Source organism: Spirosoma sp. KNUC1025, from assembly GCF_045160025.1.
In the GTDB taxonomy this organism is placed as follows: domain Bacteria; phylum Bacteroidota; class Bacteroidia; order Cytophagales; family Spirosomataceae; genus Spirosoma.
The window spans coordinates 2,635,214-2,651,882 of sequence record NZ_CP087139.1 but is presented as its reverse complement, the minus strand read 5'-3'; the positions used below and the strand labels follow the sequence as shown (position 1 = coordinate 2,651,882).

Here is a 16,669-nt window from a genome sequence, read left to right as displayed (position 1 = left end):
GTACTGTCTGATCTAAACCTGGGGTGGCTGCAATAGCCCCGATGAAGGAGTAAGGTAAGAAGGAAGTTGATAAGCGGGCAGGGCCGATCCGGTTAGTTGAGTCCAGTGAGGTGAGAACTCAAACAATTGTCCTAACTCGCAATATAACTGCACAATTGGGGTGTTCTGAACGCGCTCGGATGTTTCTTTGTCCTGCTTATCCTGCTGCGCTTTTAATTTCTTCGCCAGATAACACTGCCCGTCGCAATGCAGCTGAGGTTTGTCCCGGTTTTCGCACAGAACCCGGGCAATGTAATCTTTATTGACCTGATAGCACGCAATGGTCCCCCACTGACTAACTGTTGGCAGTAGTGTTGCAAAAAGCAGGAGATAGATGAGGACCTTCTTCACAAGATTACAAAGGTACGTAGCGGAACGAATGGTTGGTTGATTTTTCTCCGTGTACTCGCCGATTTTGCGGTATCAAGTACGCATCCGTTTGAATCTCTACCTCAGTAGTCCTGACTGTTTAATCCAGTTTTTTCAGATTCAACTCGATGAATTTCATCCACTTACTGCCATCTCTCGAAAATTCACCGGTTTCATACCAGGTCTTTTTAGCCGGATCGAGCGTAATGATGTATCGCGTTTTACCACCTCCGTTTGGTACGTCGAAACCCCATTCAAACTTATTCTCGGCGACCACATCAAAGTACGCATTCGTGGTAAAACCTTCTTTTACGTACGATTTGAACTTGAATTTCTTGTCGGCAGGATCATAATTGACAACCGCAAAGGCATTGAAAACAATATCCTCGGTATTCATCGGCCGTCCGGTTCCTTCAATGAGTAACACAACTCCGTTTAGTCGCCACTCAATTTTTTCCTGCTGTGCTATTGTCTCGGTTTTGCCCAGACCTTTCGAGTGGGTAGCTTCGCCTTTCCAGTTGCCAACAAAGTAGGCTAATTTCTGCATTTGTGTTTTACACTCAGCCGAAAAATCTGGTGATTGCGCGAACGCAGGAGCCACAAACAGACCTAGCATACCGATGAGGAAAATCGCTTTCATATAGATTGGTTTTTGGTTTAGCGTTTTTCAATGTACTCTTTGAGCACCTGGATATAGTCGTCAAATGCCTGTAAACCTTTGGACGTAATGCGGCAGGTTGTCAGCGGTTTTTTTCCCTTGAATGACTTCTCAATAGTCAGGTATTCCGCCTGAGCGAGCTTGTCGAGCTGAACACTCAGGTTGCCCGCTGTGGCATTGGTTTTTTCTTTCAGGTAAGTGAACTCCGCCGATTCGACACTTATCAGCAACGACATGATGGCCAGTCGTAACTGCGAGTGCAACAGCGGGTCAAGATCTTTAAACATAGGGAGTTAACTAACTGTCAGGCAGGATCAGAAATTGACTGCTTATTTCTGCAAAAACGTACCAGGCCTGCCTATCTCTTTTGAAGCAGGTATCCGGGTAATAGATATCCGATGATAATGACAATGGCGGATATCAGAAACTGCGTCTCACCTTTAATTATAAAACACAAAATACCCCCCACCCAGAATGCCGCTCCTCCAACCAATAGGGGTGTAAACCGAAGTAACAGGCCCGTAATCAGTGTTGGAGCCGCCATAATAACGAGCACCAGCGCCGGAATTTGCCAGTTCACCGCTTTACCAAAAGCAATCACAATGGCGATGGTGACGCTAAACGAAATCCAGATACCTGCCGACAGGCGGTCGAAATGGGTTGTTACGCCCGCCCTGTTTTCCTGCCGATAGCCATAAACGATACTAAGAATGAAAGCTGGAATGGTAATCAGCCAGATTCGATACGGATGAGCGACCTCGAACTTGAGCAGCAGGTATACACCCATATTGATAAGCGCGATTACCCAGCCCCACAGCAGAAAATAAAAGCTGTTTTGTTTCAGGTTCCCTTTTACCTGAGCAATCATGCTGGTAATGATCCGCAAGCTGTCTTCAGCCGACATGGTTGGGTCTTCCGATTGCATAGTTTTTCGTTTTTCGAATCAAACATAAACTAGTTTATAATATAAACCAAATAAATCATTTGTTAGCTTAAATCGATCTTTAGCTGGACAAATCCTTTAAGATTAATACTTTCTATCGATTCTGTTGTTTTTGACTACCTGTTGCATTCGCTGACATTTTACTTTTGGCTTATGAAGTTTACGGTTTTTCTATTGTCGCTCTGGTTATTGTTATTGACGGGATTACCCTGTCCGGATGCAGACTGCCATACGACTTCAACCGTAATGACTCATTCGTCGCAGTCCGACGAGCACGATCATGGCCATAAGGCGCCCTGTAGCCCGTTTTGCCATTGTGCCACCTGCTTTGGCTTCTCCATACCTCGCCTGTTCAACTACGCATCTTCATCCGAACCTGTGGCTCTTATTTCGTCGGAGCAGGTTTTTGATTACCAGTCTCCCGATCAGGCCGACATCGCTGATTCTATCTGGCAGCCGCCCAAACTGTAACCGTTTTTCGTGGATTTTTTCGCGGTCGATCATCTATCGACCGGATGGTTCCATTGTATTCTCCGTACAAGATGAAAAACGTTCTTTTATTTATATTTATCTCTATTACAGTCTTTTACAAGCCTGCATTTGGGCAGGATACAGTGCGCGTTATGGTTCGTCACCACCTTACCAGCCAACCCATTCCGGGTGCCACCCTGTTGCTGGTCGGTACAACAACCGGCTTCGCAACCGATACGTCTGGGTTTGTGACGTTCCAACTCCCTCCAAACGGTGCCCGTCGATTGCGTATTTCAGCGGTTGGGTTTCGGTCCATCCTCCATACACTTGCTACTACCTCTACGGATACAATACGTATCGCTCTTGAACCGTCGGAGGAGGAGCTGGACGAAATAACGGTATCCTCCACACGTAGCGGCCGAACCGTTGCTGACGAACCGACGCGCGTGGAGGTGATCGACAATGAAGAACTCGACGAAAAAGCGAATATGCAGCCTGCCAACATTGCCGTAATTCTGCGCGAAAGTCCGGGCATTCAGGTGCAGCAGACGTCCGTTATGTCGGCGAATGCTACATTCCGAATTCAGGGGCTAGATGGCCGGTACACGCAACTGTTGCAGGATGGCTTACCGCTTTATAGTGGCTTTTCGAGTGGCTTGAGCCTGATGCAGGTTCCTCCATTAAACCTGAAGCAGGTGGAAGTTGTGAAAGGTTGTCAGTCTACTTTATACGGCAGTGGCGCCATTGCCGGGCTGGTCAATCTGGTTACGAAAGAGCCAACCCGTGAGCGCGATCTGTCGTTTCTGATAAATGGTACGTCTGCCCTTGGCCTTGATTTGAATGGGTATTACGCCCAGCGAAATGAGAAGGTGGGGGTTACGCTGTATGCTACCCGAAACCTGCAACGCGCCTTCGACCCGAATCATGACCAGTTTTCGGATTTGCCCCAGATAGCCCGAACCACACTGCAACCTAAATTTTTCTGGTATCCGAGTACTACAACGACGGTTTCGGCCGGGGTGATCTGGACGGATGAGCAACGTACCGGCGGATATTTGCCGAGCATCAGGAGCGAATCGAGCACGGGCTACACCGAAGCCAACAACTCCCGACGGCTGGCCACTCAGTTTCGGCTGGAGAAACGCTTTACGAACGATGCGGTTTTGACGATTAAGAACAGCTTCAGCCGTTTTAAACGTGCTATCGTTTTACCAACGTATCAGTTCGACGGCCTTCAGCAATCGTCTTTCTCGGAGATAAATTATTTCAAACACCAGGCCAAAACCGACTGGATCGTTGGCGCAAATGTATGGACCGACAATTTTCGGGATGATAGCCCGACTACGGGCTCAGGCACAAACGTTATTTATCGTCAGACGATTGCGGGTCTTTTCATTCAGAACACGCTTACCCTTTCTGAAAAACTTAGTGTGGAAACCGGCCTCCGCAGCGACGTAGTGAGTACCCAGGTAAGCGCCACACCCAGCACTGATCAGGCAAAGGTATTTTTGCTGCCTCGTTTTTCGGTCCTTTATCGGGTCTCAGAACACTGGACGAGTCGGCTGGGTGGCGGACTGGGTTACAAAGCCCCGACGATTTTTACGGAGGACGCCGAGCGACTCTCGTTCCAGGGTGTTGATTTGCGGTCGATACGTAGCGATCAAACAGAAGCCTCGATGGGCCTGAACTGGGATATCAATTACCGGACTGAGCTAGGCGACAAAACCACCCTGTCGATCAATCAGTTATTCTTTTATACGCAGCTCAATCGACTGACTATTTTAACGCAGCAACCAAATGGATATGATTTTCGAACGGCCAATGGACATCTATCAACGCGAGGGTTTGAAACCAACGTCCGTATGGTTTATCATGATGTTCATGCGTTTTTAGGCTATTCTTTTATTGACACACAACGTCGTTACGATAACCTGACGGGCATGATTCCGCTAACCGCCAAACATCGGCTTTATTTTACGACCCTGTATGAAACAGACAAGCTGAAAACCGGCTTTGAAGCGTTTTATTCGGGGCATCAGCAGCGAACAAACGGAACCATTACGCCGGCTTACTGGACCGTCGGGTTTATGATCGAACGGAAATGGCAATTCAGCCCAACGATGAAAGGCAGCCTCTTTATTAACTTCGAAAATTTCCTTGATGTGCGGCAGTCCCGCTTTGAATCGCTGGTAACAGGTACGCCTGTACAACCGACATTTGTGACCGACATTTATGCACCTACCGATGGGCGAGTCATTAATGCAGGCATCAAGTTTAAACTTTAACTTATAAACTGTAGCGGGGACACATAGTCTTCGCTCCATTACACCATGCCGCACGAACACGATCATCAAGACCACGCTGGGCATAATCACGGTCCCGTTGTGCTGACCAGCATCAACCGCGCCTTGATTATTGGCGCCGGTCTGAATGCGATTTATGTTGTTGTCGAGTTTATTTTAGGATTCTACTACAACTCGCTGGCGCTCATTGCCGACGCAGGCCATAACCTTAGCGACGTAGCGAGTTTACTGCTTTCGCTGCTGGCGTTTCGACTGGCCAAGGTTCGTCAAACCCCGAGCTTTACGTATGGTTACCGAAAAAGTACCGTGCTAGCTTCTCTCACGAACGCGGTTATCCTGCTGATTACCATTGGCGCGATTTTATGGGAAAGTTTTCAGCGGTTTCGGCATCCTGAGCCAGTGGCGGGTGGAGCCGTTGCCTGGGTAGCTGGCTTTGGTATTCTTGTCAATTCAGCATCGGCTTTGTTGTTTTACCGGGATAAAGAACACGACCTGAATGTAAAAGGGGCCTATCTGCACCTGGCCGCCGATGCTCTGGTTTCACTGGGGGTTGTCATAGCGGGTATTATTATCAGTTACACCGGCTGGGTCTGGCTCGATCCGATCATTGGCATTGCCGTAGCGGTGGTCATTATGGGCTCAACCTGGAATCTGCTCACCGACAGTTTACGGCTGTCGATGGATGGCGTTCCGGTAGGCATTGACCTACCCGAAGTACTGGCCGACCTGCGGGCAGTAACGGGCGTGCAGGATGTACATCACGTACACGTATGGGCGATGAGCACAACCGAAAACGCCCTGACGGCCCACCTGGTTCTCCAACCGGGCCTGACCGACGAACAGATTGCCACCCTCAAACACGACGCCCGCCATCGACTGGAACACCGCAATATCAGCCACGCTACGCTTGAAACGGAGATTGTGGCCTCAGATGATTGTAAAACAGAAATTTGCTAGGCGATACGTATTCCGCTTACTGGATTATGGCAATACATCACTGCCCTAGTTTGACGTTTGCCCCCACCCCAAACGTGAGCTTGCCACCTGCCATATACTGAATTATCTGGGCTTTGGCTCCATAGCTGCTGGGAACAAAAACCGAATGTTTCATCTGAACTTTGTCGGTAGATGTTGGCAGACGACCGCACGACCAGATTGTTGGATCATCCCAATTACCATCCCGTAACGTTGAAATTCCCTGTGTACACGCATCCGTTGTTTTAAATGAAGTTGTCGTCAGAAACAAAGAGCCACCTGTACACTGACCACGTACCTGCCATTCAAAGGTGGTATAATTTCCTAGTCCCGTGAGCGAGTAGCTTGTTCCGACAATATTCGAAACTGTATTCCAGATTGCCGTGCCTGCTATACGCCACTGTAGTTCGTAACTTACATTTTCACCCGAATCATTCCAGCGCAGCAGTGCAGATGAGTTTGTTACAGTTTCGGCCCACAAATTATCCGGCGCTGCACAGGTAGTTTGAAAGGTAGCCGACGTACTGAAATTCGACTGACAGTCTGATCGAACCTGCCATTCATAGGTAGTATTATTTGCTAAACCCGTCAGATTGTAAGGAGGAGTAACACTGGCTGGTGTAGTGTTCCAGTTGGTAGCCCCTATAGCCCGCCATCGAACAATGTATTTTGCCAATGCAAATGTATTCCAGCTTACCTGAGCTGAGCTGGATTTTATTTTACTCGTTGAAAACGAATAAATGTAGGTTGCCGGACAGTTAATGTCAAACGAAGGGCCGGCTGAAAAGGGGCCATCACTAGCCATGAGGCATGCACCACGTATACGCCACTCATAGGTCATTCCGGTACTCAACCCTGTAAGGAGGTAAGGCGATGACACATTTTGGACCATATTCCACGTAGAGCTACCCACAGACCGCCACTGCAATTGATAAGTAGACTCAACGCCGTCCCAGACAAGTTGCGCACGATCCACGTAAGATGCATTAATAAACATATTGGCAGGAGCCACGCACTGTGTGGTAAACTGAACAGGGATAGTATAGGTAGTCACAACATTATCACAGACCGTTGCGACAGCCCACTCGTACGTTGTATTATTCGCTAAACCCGTCAGCGAATAAGGTGAGCCGTTTACCGTTCCCAGTGTGATCCAGTTTGCCGCACCAACTACACGATACTTTACAGAATAATTTGCCTTTGGCCCACTCCAGCTTAATGTGGCAGTTGACGATCCTACGTTTACGGCAGATGTATAAGAAGGCATTAAGCAGCCCGTTTTAAATACAACCGGATAGGTAACAGTAGAAAGATTTGATGAACAGGGCGTTTGCAGACGCCACTCATAGAGCATATTGTTGCTCAATCCGGTCAGCGAATAATTGCCTCCTACAATTCCAGGCACCGAATTCCAGCTAGTTGTTCCGGCCGCGCGCCATTGCACCGTAACCGGTGAACTTACATTTTCCCATATGAATGTTGCTCCCGTTGACGAAATATTATTGACGTACGTATAATTGGGTTTAGGGCAGTATGTAGTAAATGAGTTCGGAAAGCTGTACGTGATTGCTCCTCCTGTGTTAACATATCCGGCACGGACCTCATAAGTTGTCCCAATGTTCAGGTTAGTGAGCTGATAGGACCGTGTCGTAAGTGGCCCACTAGTGCTCCATTCTCCGTAAGCTTCCCGCCATTGTAAATAATAGGTCGAATTCGGCCCGGCATCGCCCCATGTAACTTGGACTGATGGTCCTGACAGACTTGCTATTGATGTATAAAAATTAATGGAAGGCGAAGTGGCTGAGAGCGTCTGAAATGTTAAAGGCGTATTGGCGTATGCTGTCTGCTCGTTGGGAGAACAAACCGACTTGAATCTAAACTCATAAGTTGTTCCGGAGAGTAATCCAGTTAACGAGTAGGTTGTACTGATGAGGTTGGTCACTTCATTCCAGCCAGCATTGATATAAGCCTGTCGCCATTGTAGATCAACCGGAGCATTATCAAGATTCTTTTCCCAGCTTAGCACAACCGACTGCATTGCAATATTCGTGGCATATGTATTTGAAGGTCCCTGACACTCTGTATGAAAATAGTTAATCGCTGTTGAGGATATGTTTAATCCACAGATCACCTGAACGCGGTAGTCATAATACGTATTGCTTTGCAATCCGGTTAACGAAAGGCTTGATCCCGTCACCCCACTCACCGTTGTCCAGGCAACTGTTCCACTGATTCGATACTGGATTGTATATACCGTTTCGGATGATGTAGTGGACGAGTACCACGTTAATTGTGCCTTATTAGCGCCTACACCACTAACACCCGCATTCGAAATGGATGGACAACTGGTCTGGAATGTTTGAATAAGAGAAAAAGTCAGCCCTGGGCCACCACAGCTTTGCCCTACCCGCCATTCATAGGTATTTTCAGCCGTCAGGCCCGTCAATAAATAGTCTGTTCCGGTTACTGAAACCTCCGACCATGTCGATGTTCCACTTATTCGCCACTGAACGGTAAATGGCCCCGAAAAATAATTAGACCAGGATAGCCGGGCCGATGTAGCGACTGTCTGCGCCGACAAATAAATTGGAGCAAAACAGTTGACCGTAATAGATCCTACTGTTGAGTAAGCTGACATTATTCCCGCCTGACACTCCGCCCGGATATGGTACTCATACGTATTGCCATTAGTTAACCCCGTTAATGAGTACGTTTTCCCCAAAATCCCTGCTACGGTCGTCCAGTCTGACGTTCCGCTAACCCGGTACTGAATTTCGTAATGTCGATTGTTCGTAAATGCATCATTGGGATACCCCCAGTCTAATTGTACCGAAGTCGACGAAAGCACGGCCGCATTTAAAAGCCAGGGAACAACGCATTGCAACTGAACAGAAACGGCAGGTGAAAACGAACTGGCCAGCCCTGGCGTACATTGCTGACGCACCCGCATTTCATACGTAGAGCCGACCGTCAGATTGGTTAATGTATACGACTTATTCGTTAATCCGGTTATCGAATTCCAGGTAGAACTCCCGGCCTGCCGCCATTGTAATTCATAATTGGAAGAATAGGCAGAACCATTCCAGCCAATAGATATCGATGAGTTGGTCTGCTGAAAATAATCGCCCAGGATGGGGACAGCACAGTTTGTTGTAAACGCATAGCCGTTGGCAAAGTCAGAATACGCCGTTTCCGAACAGATGAGCCGAACCCGCCATACATAGGTTCGCCCCGGTGTTAACCCAAACAATCGGTAACGTTTTTCGGCCCAGTAGTTTTCTGTCCCGTAAAAAGGATCGGTTTCATTCGCTTCCGGCCTCAATACAACCCAGTCAGTACCGGTTACGTCCCGATACTGAATTTCATAACGGTTATTGGTTCCGGCATTGAACCAGTCCAACTCTGCCGACGTAATGTCTACATTCTGTACGGTAAGATTGGAAAATGGCTGTCCACACTGAACCTGAAACGTCTGTGTAGACGGGAAATCGCCAGATGAGCCCGAACAACTGGCTCGTACCCGCCATTCATAGGTAGTGTTATTGATTAAATTCGTTAACGTATACTGGGTTGCGTTTATGCCACTTACCGATGTCCAGGTTGCGCTACCGCTCGGCCTGTACTGTAGCTCATAAGGAGGATTTGAGTTATACACCGACCACCTAAGCGTAGCAGACGACACCGTTAAATTACTGACATTGAAATTAGTCGGTTGCTGACAAATTGGTGTGAACCCTCGGGCATACGAGTAGTCAGATGTAGCCGTACCTGAGCAGATCCGACGAATCTGCCATTGGTAAGCCAAATTAGGCGTGAGGTTGATTAGCGAATACCGCATGGTTGTAATACCGGTCACGGTTGTCCAGTTTGTAGCACTTGCCTCTTTCCATTGCAGATCATATACACCGGGCGACGAATCTTCCCAAACAAGGTCTACCGAAGTGCTTGTCAGGTTTTCCTCCCGGAAAACACTTGGATAACTACAGGAAAGAAAGGCTAAGGGACCATTGACAAAGTCAGAAGCTTCGGTTTGCGAACAAAGCTGTCGAACTCGCCATTCATAACCAGTCCCGACAATAAGCCCTGCCTGGTCATAGCTTGTTGTAGCAATACCCGAAACGACCGACCAGCTTGCGGCTCCCGCAACCCGATACTGCAGTTCAAATACACCTGCCGCAGCGCTACTCCACGAAAATTGTAAGCTGTTGTTACTTAACCTGTAAGCAGACAAATAACCGGGTGCAGAACATTGAGTTGTAAATACCTGGCTGGTCGTGTACGTTGAAACCGCAGCTGATGGACAGGCACCCTGAATTCGCCATTCGTAAATGGTATTGTTGGATAGCCCAGTGAGTAAATATGGCGATTTGACCCCCACTACCGTTGCCCATCCCACTGCTCCTGCTGCCCGCCATTGTAAATTGACTGGAAATCCATAGTACCAGTTGAGTGTAGCAGAATTATGCGCTACAGCAGTAGCCGTTAAATCTGTAGGCAGCGGACAACGCGTACGAACCGTTTGTATTTCGGTAAAGTCTGATTTTGAGGTAGACGAACAAACAGTACGTACCTGCCACTCATAGGTTGTTTCGTTGGTTAGTCCTGTCAGTGCATATTCCGTTAGGGCAATATTTTCTACCAGATTCCAGGCAGAAGCGCCGGCAATACGCCATTGAAGATCAAATCGAACTTGTGTCAGCCCGCAACTCCACTTCAGTTCAACGGCATCGGGATTGCTTAATGAGGTCTGCAGATTAGTGGGCAATGGACATTGCGTTTGAAACAAAGGGCCATTAATAAATTCAGAAGTTGCCTCAGACGAGCAGACTGCCCGAATCTTCCATTCAAAATACGTATCGCTGGGTAATCCACTCAACGTAAGGGAGTTTGCAGTAATGTTATTGACTACTGTCCAGGCTGATGATCCGGCTGCACGCCACTGCACTTCGCTATTTGTGCTCGTGTTGGATACAGTCCAGCTTAGCTTCACCGACTGACTCCCAACCGAGGATGTACTCAGAAAATAGGGAGCATTACAGATTGTCTGAAAAGCAATTACATTTGAAAAAGTCGACGTATCGCCCACAGCACATATGCCGCGTACCCGCCATTCATACGTAGTATTATTCGCTAACCCCGTCAAGGAGGTATTACTGAAAGTGGTCACCGGATTAGTAGTCCAGTTTGCGTTGCCTGCCACCCGCCATTGCAATTGATAGGTAGACGAGCTATTTCCATAATAGTTAAGGCTCGCCGATTCATGAGTCACGCTACTGGTACTGATATATAGAGGGGGTTGGCAATCTGCTTTTACTGCTGAGGTGACTAGGCAATAGCTAAGAAGTAAAGCAAGCAGGTAACGAACAGGCATAGATGGGACGTGAAGAATAAACCCCCAATTTGCCAACTACATCCAGATAAAGCAACTTTCTTGGCAATAAATGAACAAATTTTCCTTAAATCATTCTTAAATCTTAAGAAAACATATAAGAAATTATAGTGACATCTACGTATATAAATTTAGCGTTTTGAGAGAATTGCTTTTCATGTTTCTCTCAAAACGCTCTTTTAGTTAAAGGCAATCGCCTTCGGGTGTGCAGGTTGGTCCTTCTGCAACCTCAAGTACGGTTTCTACCTGTGCTTTTTTCCATTCAGCATACGATTGTCCTAGTGCATCAAGAAACGTTTGGCTCTCCTGCGCGCCCGATACAGCGTATTTGCGGTTGAATACAAAAAACGGTACGCCCTGAACCCCGAGCTGACGAGCTTCATAAATATCGGTACGTACGGCGTCGGCGTATTGATCACTCGCCAGTACGGCCTTCACATCGTCGGCGTCCAACCCTATGCTTGTGCCTAATTGAACTAACGTATCGACGTCGGCCGTGTTTTTGCCCTCCGTAAAATAAGCGGCAAACAACTGCTCTTCGGCTTCATTCTGAAGATTATGCTGCTTCGCCAGGTGCGATAATCGATGGGCATCGAACGAGTTGGCCGTAACGGCTTTATCGAAATGAAATGTCAGACCTGCCTGTTTGGCAATACCTGTTACGTGGTCGGTCATTTGCTGGGCCTGCTGTACGCTCATGCCTTTCCGTTCGGCCAGGTATTGCTGAACCGTTTTGTCGGGAACCGTCGGCTGATTAGGATCAAGCTGAAAACTCTTCCAGATGATTTCGACATCCTCCCGGCCGGCAAATTGCGAGAGAGCATTTTCAAACTTTCGCTTGCCAATGTAGCAAAACGGGCACATGACATCCGACCAGATTTCGACCTGCATTTTTTGAGCGGTTGTATTACGCATATTCAGAGTGGTTAGTGAGCGGTTCTAGGCCAACTGCCCGTGTAGCGCATGTACTTTGTGGGCGTAGCGATAAGAAACCACCAATATCCCAAAGAACACAAGTGGACTAATAACCATTCCCAGCGGATCACCACTACTGATGTGTGCAATAGCCGCTGAGATAAATGTTATACCGACGCCCGCATACGCCCATTCCTTGATTTGAGCAGGCACAGCGGGAATGATCAGCACCAGAGCCGCTATGATTTTGGCAATCCCCAACTCCGCCCGGAAATACGCAGGGAATCCCAGATGTTTGAACCCGGCAGCTACGGCCGGATCAGTGAAGTACGCAAATCCGGCAAAACCCAAACTTAGCACAACCAGTGACGTAGCCGCCCAATACACTATTTTATCGCGTTTCATAGAAGTAAGATTTTTTGGCCAACTTTCTTGTTAACCGTTGCAAACCTATCTATATTTGCTATACATAATAAAGTACTATACTGATGGATAGTGCTATACTTCAGTATAGTGCAGCCCAATACAATGGAAACACAAACCGATTTTTTGACCGACGACAGTTACCCGGCCCCACATAGTCCACACAATCATAGCGAGTGTACCAACATGATTCTTCCTGTTCGGGATGCGCTGGATATCCTGAGTGGCAAATGGAAATTACCCATTATCATTTCCCTTACGTTCGGCAACAAACGTTTCGGGCAGATCGCCAAGGAAATTCCGAACATAACCGACAAAATGCTTTCGAAAGAATTACGAGAGCTGGAAATGAATGACTTGATAAAACGTACCGTTCATGATTCTTATCCGGTCGTTATTGACTATTCGATGACCCCTTACGGGCATTCGCTGGAAAAAGTAATTGCTGAGCTACGGGAATGGGGGGCGCAGCACAGAAAGCGAATTTTAGGAAAAGAGTAGCCTGCAACTACCAAAAAAGTGCCAGTATTTAGATAAATATGGATTTTTCATTTTTATATAAAATTAAATATTGAATTGAAGGCCATATACTAGTATTTTATATGGATTTTTAAAAAAACCGATAGCTTAGTATACCTCTACCTGCTAAGCTATGCTTCCTTACTTTCCATTTAGGAACGAATTCGATCATCGCATGGGAACGGTTCTGCTCCGGCCCGACGAATCGCTCGTGGAAGTTGATGATCACTATGGGCATGAGATTTCGCTGAAACGAGCGTTACTATTCCATAATCACCGCTATTATTTCCAGGCACAGCCAGGCACCGAACTTGCCCAATGGGACGTACTGGACCGGGTACTCACCGAAGCTGCCTACAACCACCCACAGCATTTTTCACTGATCAAATCAGGTGATTCGTGGCACTGGATCAATCATAAACTGGCGGAAGAACAACGCTTTATCTTTGGCAACACCAACTCGTTACCTCTGGCTCCGCTCGATTGGGCAGGCCGACAGGTGCAGGAAGACCTGATCATTCTGAGCGCCGACGGAACCGCTACGCTTGTAGCCGGTCAGCTGTGCTTTCCGAACGGCTGGTGTCTGGATGATAAATTTGGGCAGACATTTCTGGGTATTCACCGCCCGGCTCCGGCAATGGTACAATCTACGTTGCAGGCAGCCCATAAACTCCTCGAACGCATCCCGGAACATCGGCCGATCTGGCGAGCCAGCTGGAACTTTAAAACAACGGATCAGTTGGATATGTCTACCAAATATTCAACGGCTTATAACAATGAGCTGGCTGCCCTGGCTCCTACGCTGACGTCCGATTCCATTGGCAACCAGCTATTTATTCGGATCGAGCGTCAGACCTTCACCCGACTGCCACGCTCAGGAGCGGTGCTGTTCGGGATTCATACGTATCAGAATGTCCTGGCGGATGAAGCAGCTGACCGTGACCGCGCGGTACGTATACTCGGCACAATTCGCACTACGCCCCCGGAAATGCTCAGCTACAAAGCGATTGCTCCTTTTGAAGATGCCTTGATCGGTTTTCTGGAAAACAGTATTCATGCCGACAGCGCGTTAGTCAACAAGTAGGATTGAGCCATTACGTACTCTTAGAATCAGAATCTGGTATCGTTAACACGGATTTATCATGAAACGCAGAGAAGCAATTCTACAGGTAGCGCTGACAATGGGTAGTGCGCTTTCGGCCCCAACGATGGCTTCCATTCTTGAGGGGTATCAACCGCATCGAACTAAAAAATATACACCCTCAGCCTTTACCTTAGGCACTGATCAGCAGGTTCTTCTTGAGGAGATTACGGAAGTCATTATGCCCGCTACGTCGACACCGGGTGCGAAAGATGCAAAAGTTGCCGATACCATCCAGCTGATTCTGAAAGACTGCTACAAACCAGCTCAGCAGGATCATTTTATGAAAGGGCTGGCTGCTGTTGAGGCCGAAAGCCGGAAAGCATATAGCAAACCTTTCGTTGAGCTGTCGATTGAGCAGAAAACAGCGATTCTGAAACAGTTTGAGCAACAGGCTAAAACCGAAGCAAAACAGCACCCCAAACGTCAGGAGAAACTGGCGAAAGACCCCGAAACCAATTTAGGAGCTTTTGCACCCGCCGGAAGCGATCAAACGGAAGCTAAGCTCGTTGATGCCGAAACGGGCGTAGTGGTGAAAGATGCCGAGAAAAATGTTGCCCTTACGCCTTTCTTCAAGTTAGTAAAAGAGCTAACGATTCTGTGTTATTTCAGTTCGGAGATCGGTTGTACACAAGCACTGGAATACGTAAAAATTCCCGGCCGCTACGAGGGAGTCGTTAAACTGAAAGAAGGACAAAAAGCCTGGGCTACGTAACGAAATGAATAATGACCGGGTATCCTGTGGCAGTGACTCCCTACAATCCATTTTCCAGTCTTCATGATTCATTAAAGCAATGAACCTTACTCTCGACGCTAAAAAAGGAATGACCTACGACGCTATTGTGGTAGGATCAGGCATATCGGGTGGCTGGGCCGCCAAAGAACTGACGCAGAAAGGCTTAAAGGTTCTGATGCTGGAACGAGGCCCCGACCTGAAACACGTAACGGATTACACAACAGCCATGAAAGATCCCTGGGAGTTTCCACACCGGGGGAAAATCGAACTCTGGGCGGCTGAAGAATACTGGGCCAACGCACGCTCGGGCGGAAAACCCGGCGAAGATCAGCGGCACATGTTTACGAAAGATACGGAGGTGCCCTACCTCGAAAAAAGGCCCTATGACTGGATTCGGGGATACCACCTGGGCGGTCGATCTCTCATGTGGGGGCGGCAGAGCTACCGGCTCAATGAACGGGATTTTACCGCTAATCTCGAAGATGGTCATGGCATTGACTGGCCTATACGTTACAAAGACCTGGCACCCTGGTATTCCTACGTTGAGCGATTTGCGGGTATATCTGGCAATAAGGATGGGCTGGCCGTTTTGCCCGATGGCGAATTTGTGCCGCCCATGCAGATGAATAGCGTTGAACTGCTGGCCAAATCAGGTATTGAAAAGAATTTTAAGGGCCGCCATTTAGTGATTGGTCGGCCGGCTATTATTTCCGTAGCGCAGAAAATTCATACTGATTTGGGTCGGGCATCGTGCCAGTTTCGGAATTTATGTGTGCGGGGCTGTCCGTTCGGGGCGTATTTCAGTACGCAGTCGTCTACGTTGCCAGCTGCTGTGAAGACCGGCAACCTGACCGTAATTACCGATAAAATTGCGTATCAGGTGCTGTTTGATGACCAGAAAAATAAAGCGACGGGCGTGCGGGTCATTGACCAGAATACGAAGCAGACACAGGAGTATTATGCTAAAATTATTTTCCTGAACGCTTCAACCATGAACACGGCCTGGATTATGATGCAATTCACATCGAAGCGGTTTCCGAATGGGCTGGGCAACGATTCAGACCAACTGGGCCGCAATTTGATGGACCATCACCTTGGCGCTGGCGCTTCGGGCGAGTACGATGGCTTGCAGGATACGTACTACTACGGTCGTCGGGGCAACGGCATCTACATTCCTCGCTTTGCCAACTGGGGCGACGATAAACGGAAGGATTTTGTACGTGGCTTTGGCTATCAGGGCCGGGGGGCACGTCAGGACTGGGTGGCTGGCGCTTCGCAGGATGGATTTGGACCGGCTTTTAAAGACAATCTGACAAAGCCCGGTCGTTGGGAATTCAACATCGGCGGTTTTGGCGAAACCCTGCCCGACCCAAACAACCGTATGCGCCTGTCGGATAAGAAGGACAAATGGGGACTGCCAATCATTGAGTTCGACGCGGCCTGGGGCGATAATACGGTGGGCATGCGGAAAGCCATGATGAACGATGCCGCCGAAATGCTCGAAGCCGCTGGTTTGAAAAATGTCAAGACCCGCAACGATAATACCAAAAACCCCGGCATTGGCATTCACGAAATGGGAGCTGCCCGGATGGGTCGCGATCCGAAAACATCCGTACTGAATGCCCACAACCAGGTTTGGGGTGCGAAAAACGTATTCGTTACGGACGGAGCCGCGATGGTTTCATCTTCCTGCGTAAATCCATCGCTGACCTATATGGCCCTTACTGCCCGCGCTGCCGCCTATGCCGTGAGTGAACTGAAACGCATGAACTTATAGCCTCTATTTTG

Annotated in this window: 14 protein-coding genes; 7 read left to right on the top strand and 7 right to left on the bottom strand. The window is 48.2% G+C overall.

Translation table 11 applies throughout. The features are described 5' to 3' along the window. Nucleotides 1-12: 12 nt before the first annotated feature. The 4 genes from LN737_RS11495 to LN737_RS11480 all read right to left on the bottom strand — a co-directional run bounded on the left by LN737_RS11495 (nt 13) and on the right by LN737_RS11480 (nt 1,991). Nucleotides 13-390 (bottom strand): hypothetical protein, encoded by a 378-nt coding sequence (locus tag LN737_RS11495; RefSeq protein WP_405518952.1) that lies wholly within the window; start codon nt 388-390, stop codon nt 13-15. Between the two features lie 118 nt (nt 391-508). Beyond that, on the bottom strand, nt 509-1,048 hold the full coding sequence (locus LN737_RS11490; RefSeq protein WP_405518950.1) for a hypothetical protein: 540 nt from the start codon (nt 1,046-1,048) through the stop codon (nt 509-511). 17 nt (nt 1,049-1,065) lie between these two features. Next, entirely contained in the window at nt 1,066-1,353 is a 288-nt protein-coding gene (locus tag LN737_RS11485) for a transcriptional regulator (protein ID WP_405518948.1), read from the bottom strand. A 71-nt stretch (nt 1,354-1,424) separates the two neighbouring features. Further along, entirely contained in the window at nt 1,425-1,991 is a 567-nt protein-coding gene (locus LN737_RS11480; protein ID WP_405518947.1) for a hypothetical protein, read from the bottom strand. 171 nt (nt 1,992-2,162) lie between these two features. Between LN737_RS11480 and LN737_RS11475 the strand changes: the two genes are divergently transcribed. The 3 genes from LN737_RS11475 to LN737_RS11465 all read left to right on the top strand — a co-directional run bounded on the left by LN737_RS11475 (nt 2,163) and on the right by LN737_RS11465 (nt 5,740). After that, complete coding sequence (locus LN737_RS11475; RefSeq protein ID WP_405518946.1) at nt 2,163-2,480, top strand: DUF6660 family protein; 318 nt, start codon at nt 2,163-2,165, stop codon at nt 2,478-2,480. Between the two features lie 71 nt (nt 2,481-2,551). Beyond that, nucleotides 2,552-4,765: a TonB-dependent receptor domain-containing protein gene (locus LN737_RS11470; protein WP_405518944.1), complete on the top strand. Its 2,214-nt coding sequence runs from the start codon at nt 2,552-2,554 to the stop codon at nt 4,763-4,765. 45 nt (nt 4,766-4,810) lie between these two features. Then, nucleotides 4,811-5,740, top strand: coding sequence for a cation diffusion facilitator family transporter (locus LN737_RS11465; protein WP_405518942.1), 930 nt, complete (start codon nt 4,811-4,813; stop codon nt 5,738-5,740). Between the two features lie 37 nt (nt 5,741-5,777). Here the strand turns inward: LN737_RS11465 and LN737_RS11460 are convergent, their stop codons facing one another. From LN737_RS11460 to LN737_RS11450, 3 genes are all read right to left on the bottom strand, one after another. Next, nucleotides 5,778-10,925 carry a fibronectin type III domain-containing protein gene (locus LN737_RS11460; RefSeq protein WP_405518941.1) on the bottom strand — a complete coding sequence of 1,716 codons (5,148 nt, stop codon included), beginning with the start codon at nt 10,923-10,925 and terminating at the stop codon, nt 5,778-5,780. Between the two features lie 405 nt (nt 10,926-11,330). Beyond that, entirely contained in the window at nt 11,331-12,062 is a 732-nt protein-coding gene (locus LN737_RS11455; protein WP_405518939.1) for a DsbA family oxidoreductase, read from the bottom strand. Between the two features lie 24 nt (nt 12,063-12,086). Then, nucleotides 12,087-12,467: a DoxX family protein gene (locus LN737_RS11450; RefSeq protein WP_405518937.1), complete on the bottom strand. Its 381-nt coding sequence runs from the start codon at nt 12,465-12,467 to the stop codon at nt 12,087-12,089. Between the two features lie 123 nt (nt 12,468-12,590). On the opposite strand from LN737_RS11450, the gene LN737_RS11445 reads away from it, so the two are divergent. The 4 genes from LN737_RS11445 (at nt 12,591) to LN737_RS11430 (ending at nt 16,658) form a co-directional block, all read left to right on the top strand. Continuing rightward, the gene (locus LN737_RS11445; RefSeq protein WP_405518935.1) at nt 12,591-12,986 is read left to right on the top strand and encodes a helix-turn-helix domain-containing protein; all 396 of its coding nucleotides are present in this window, start codon (nt 12,591-12,593) and stop codon (nt 12,984-12,986) included. Between the two features lie 151 nt (nt 12,987-13,137). Next, nucleotides 13,138-14,088, top strand: a complete 951-nt coding sequence (locus tag LN737_RS11440) for a DUF3445 domain-containing protein (RefSeq protein ID WP_405518933.1) — start codon at nt 13,138-13,140, stop codon at nt 14,086-14,088. Nucleotides 14,089-14,146: 58 nt separating this feature from the next. Next, nucleotides 14,147-14,860 carry a gluconate 2-dehydrogenase subunit 3 family protein gene (locus LN737_RS11435; protein WP_405518932.1) on the top strand — a complete coding sequence of 238 codons (714 nt, stop codon included), beginning with the start codon at nt 14,147-14,149 and terminating at the stop codon, nt 14,858-14,860. Between the two features lie 79 nt (nt 14,861-14,939). After that, nucleotides 14,940-16,658 (top strand): GMC oxidoreductase, encoded by a 1,719-nt coding sequence (locus tag LN737_RS11430; RefSeq protein WP_405518930.1) that lies wholly within the window; start codon nt 14,940-14,942, stop codon nt 16,656-16,658. Nucleotides 16,659-16,669 lie beyond the last annotated feature (11 nt).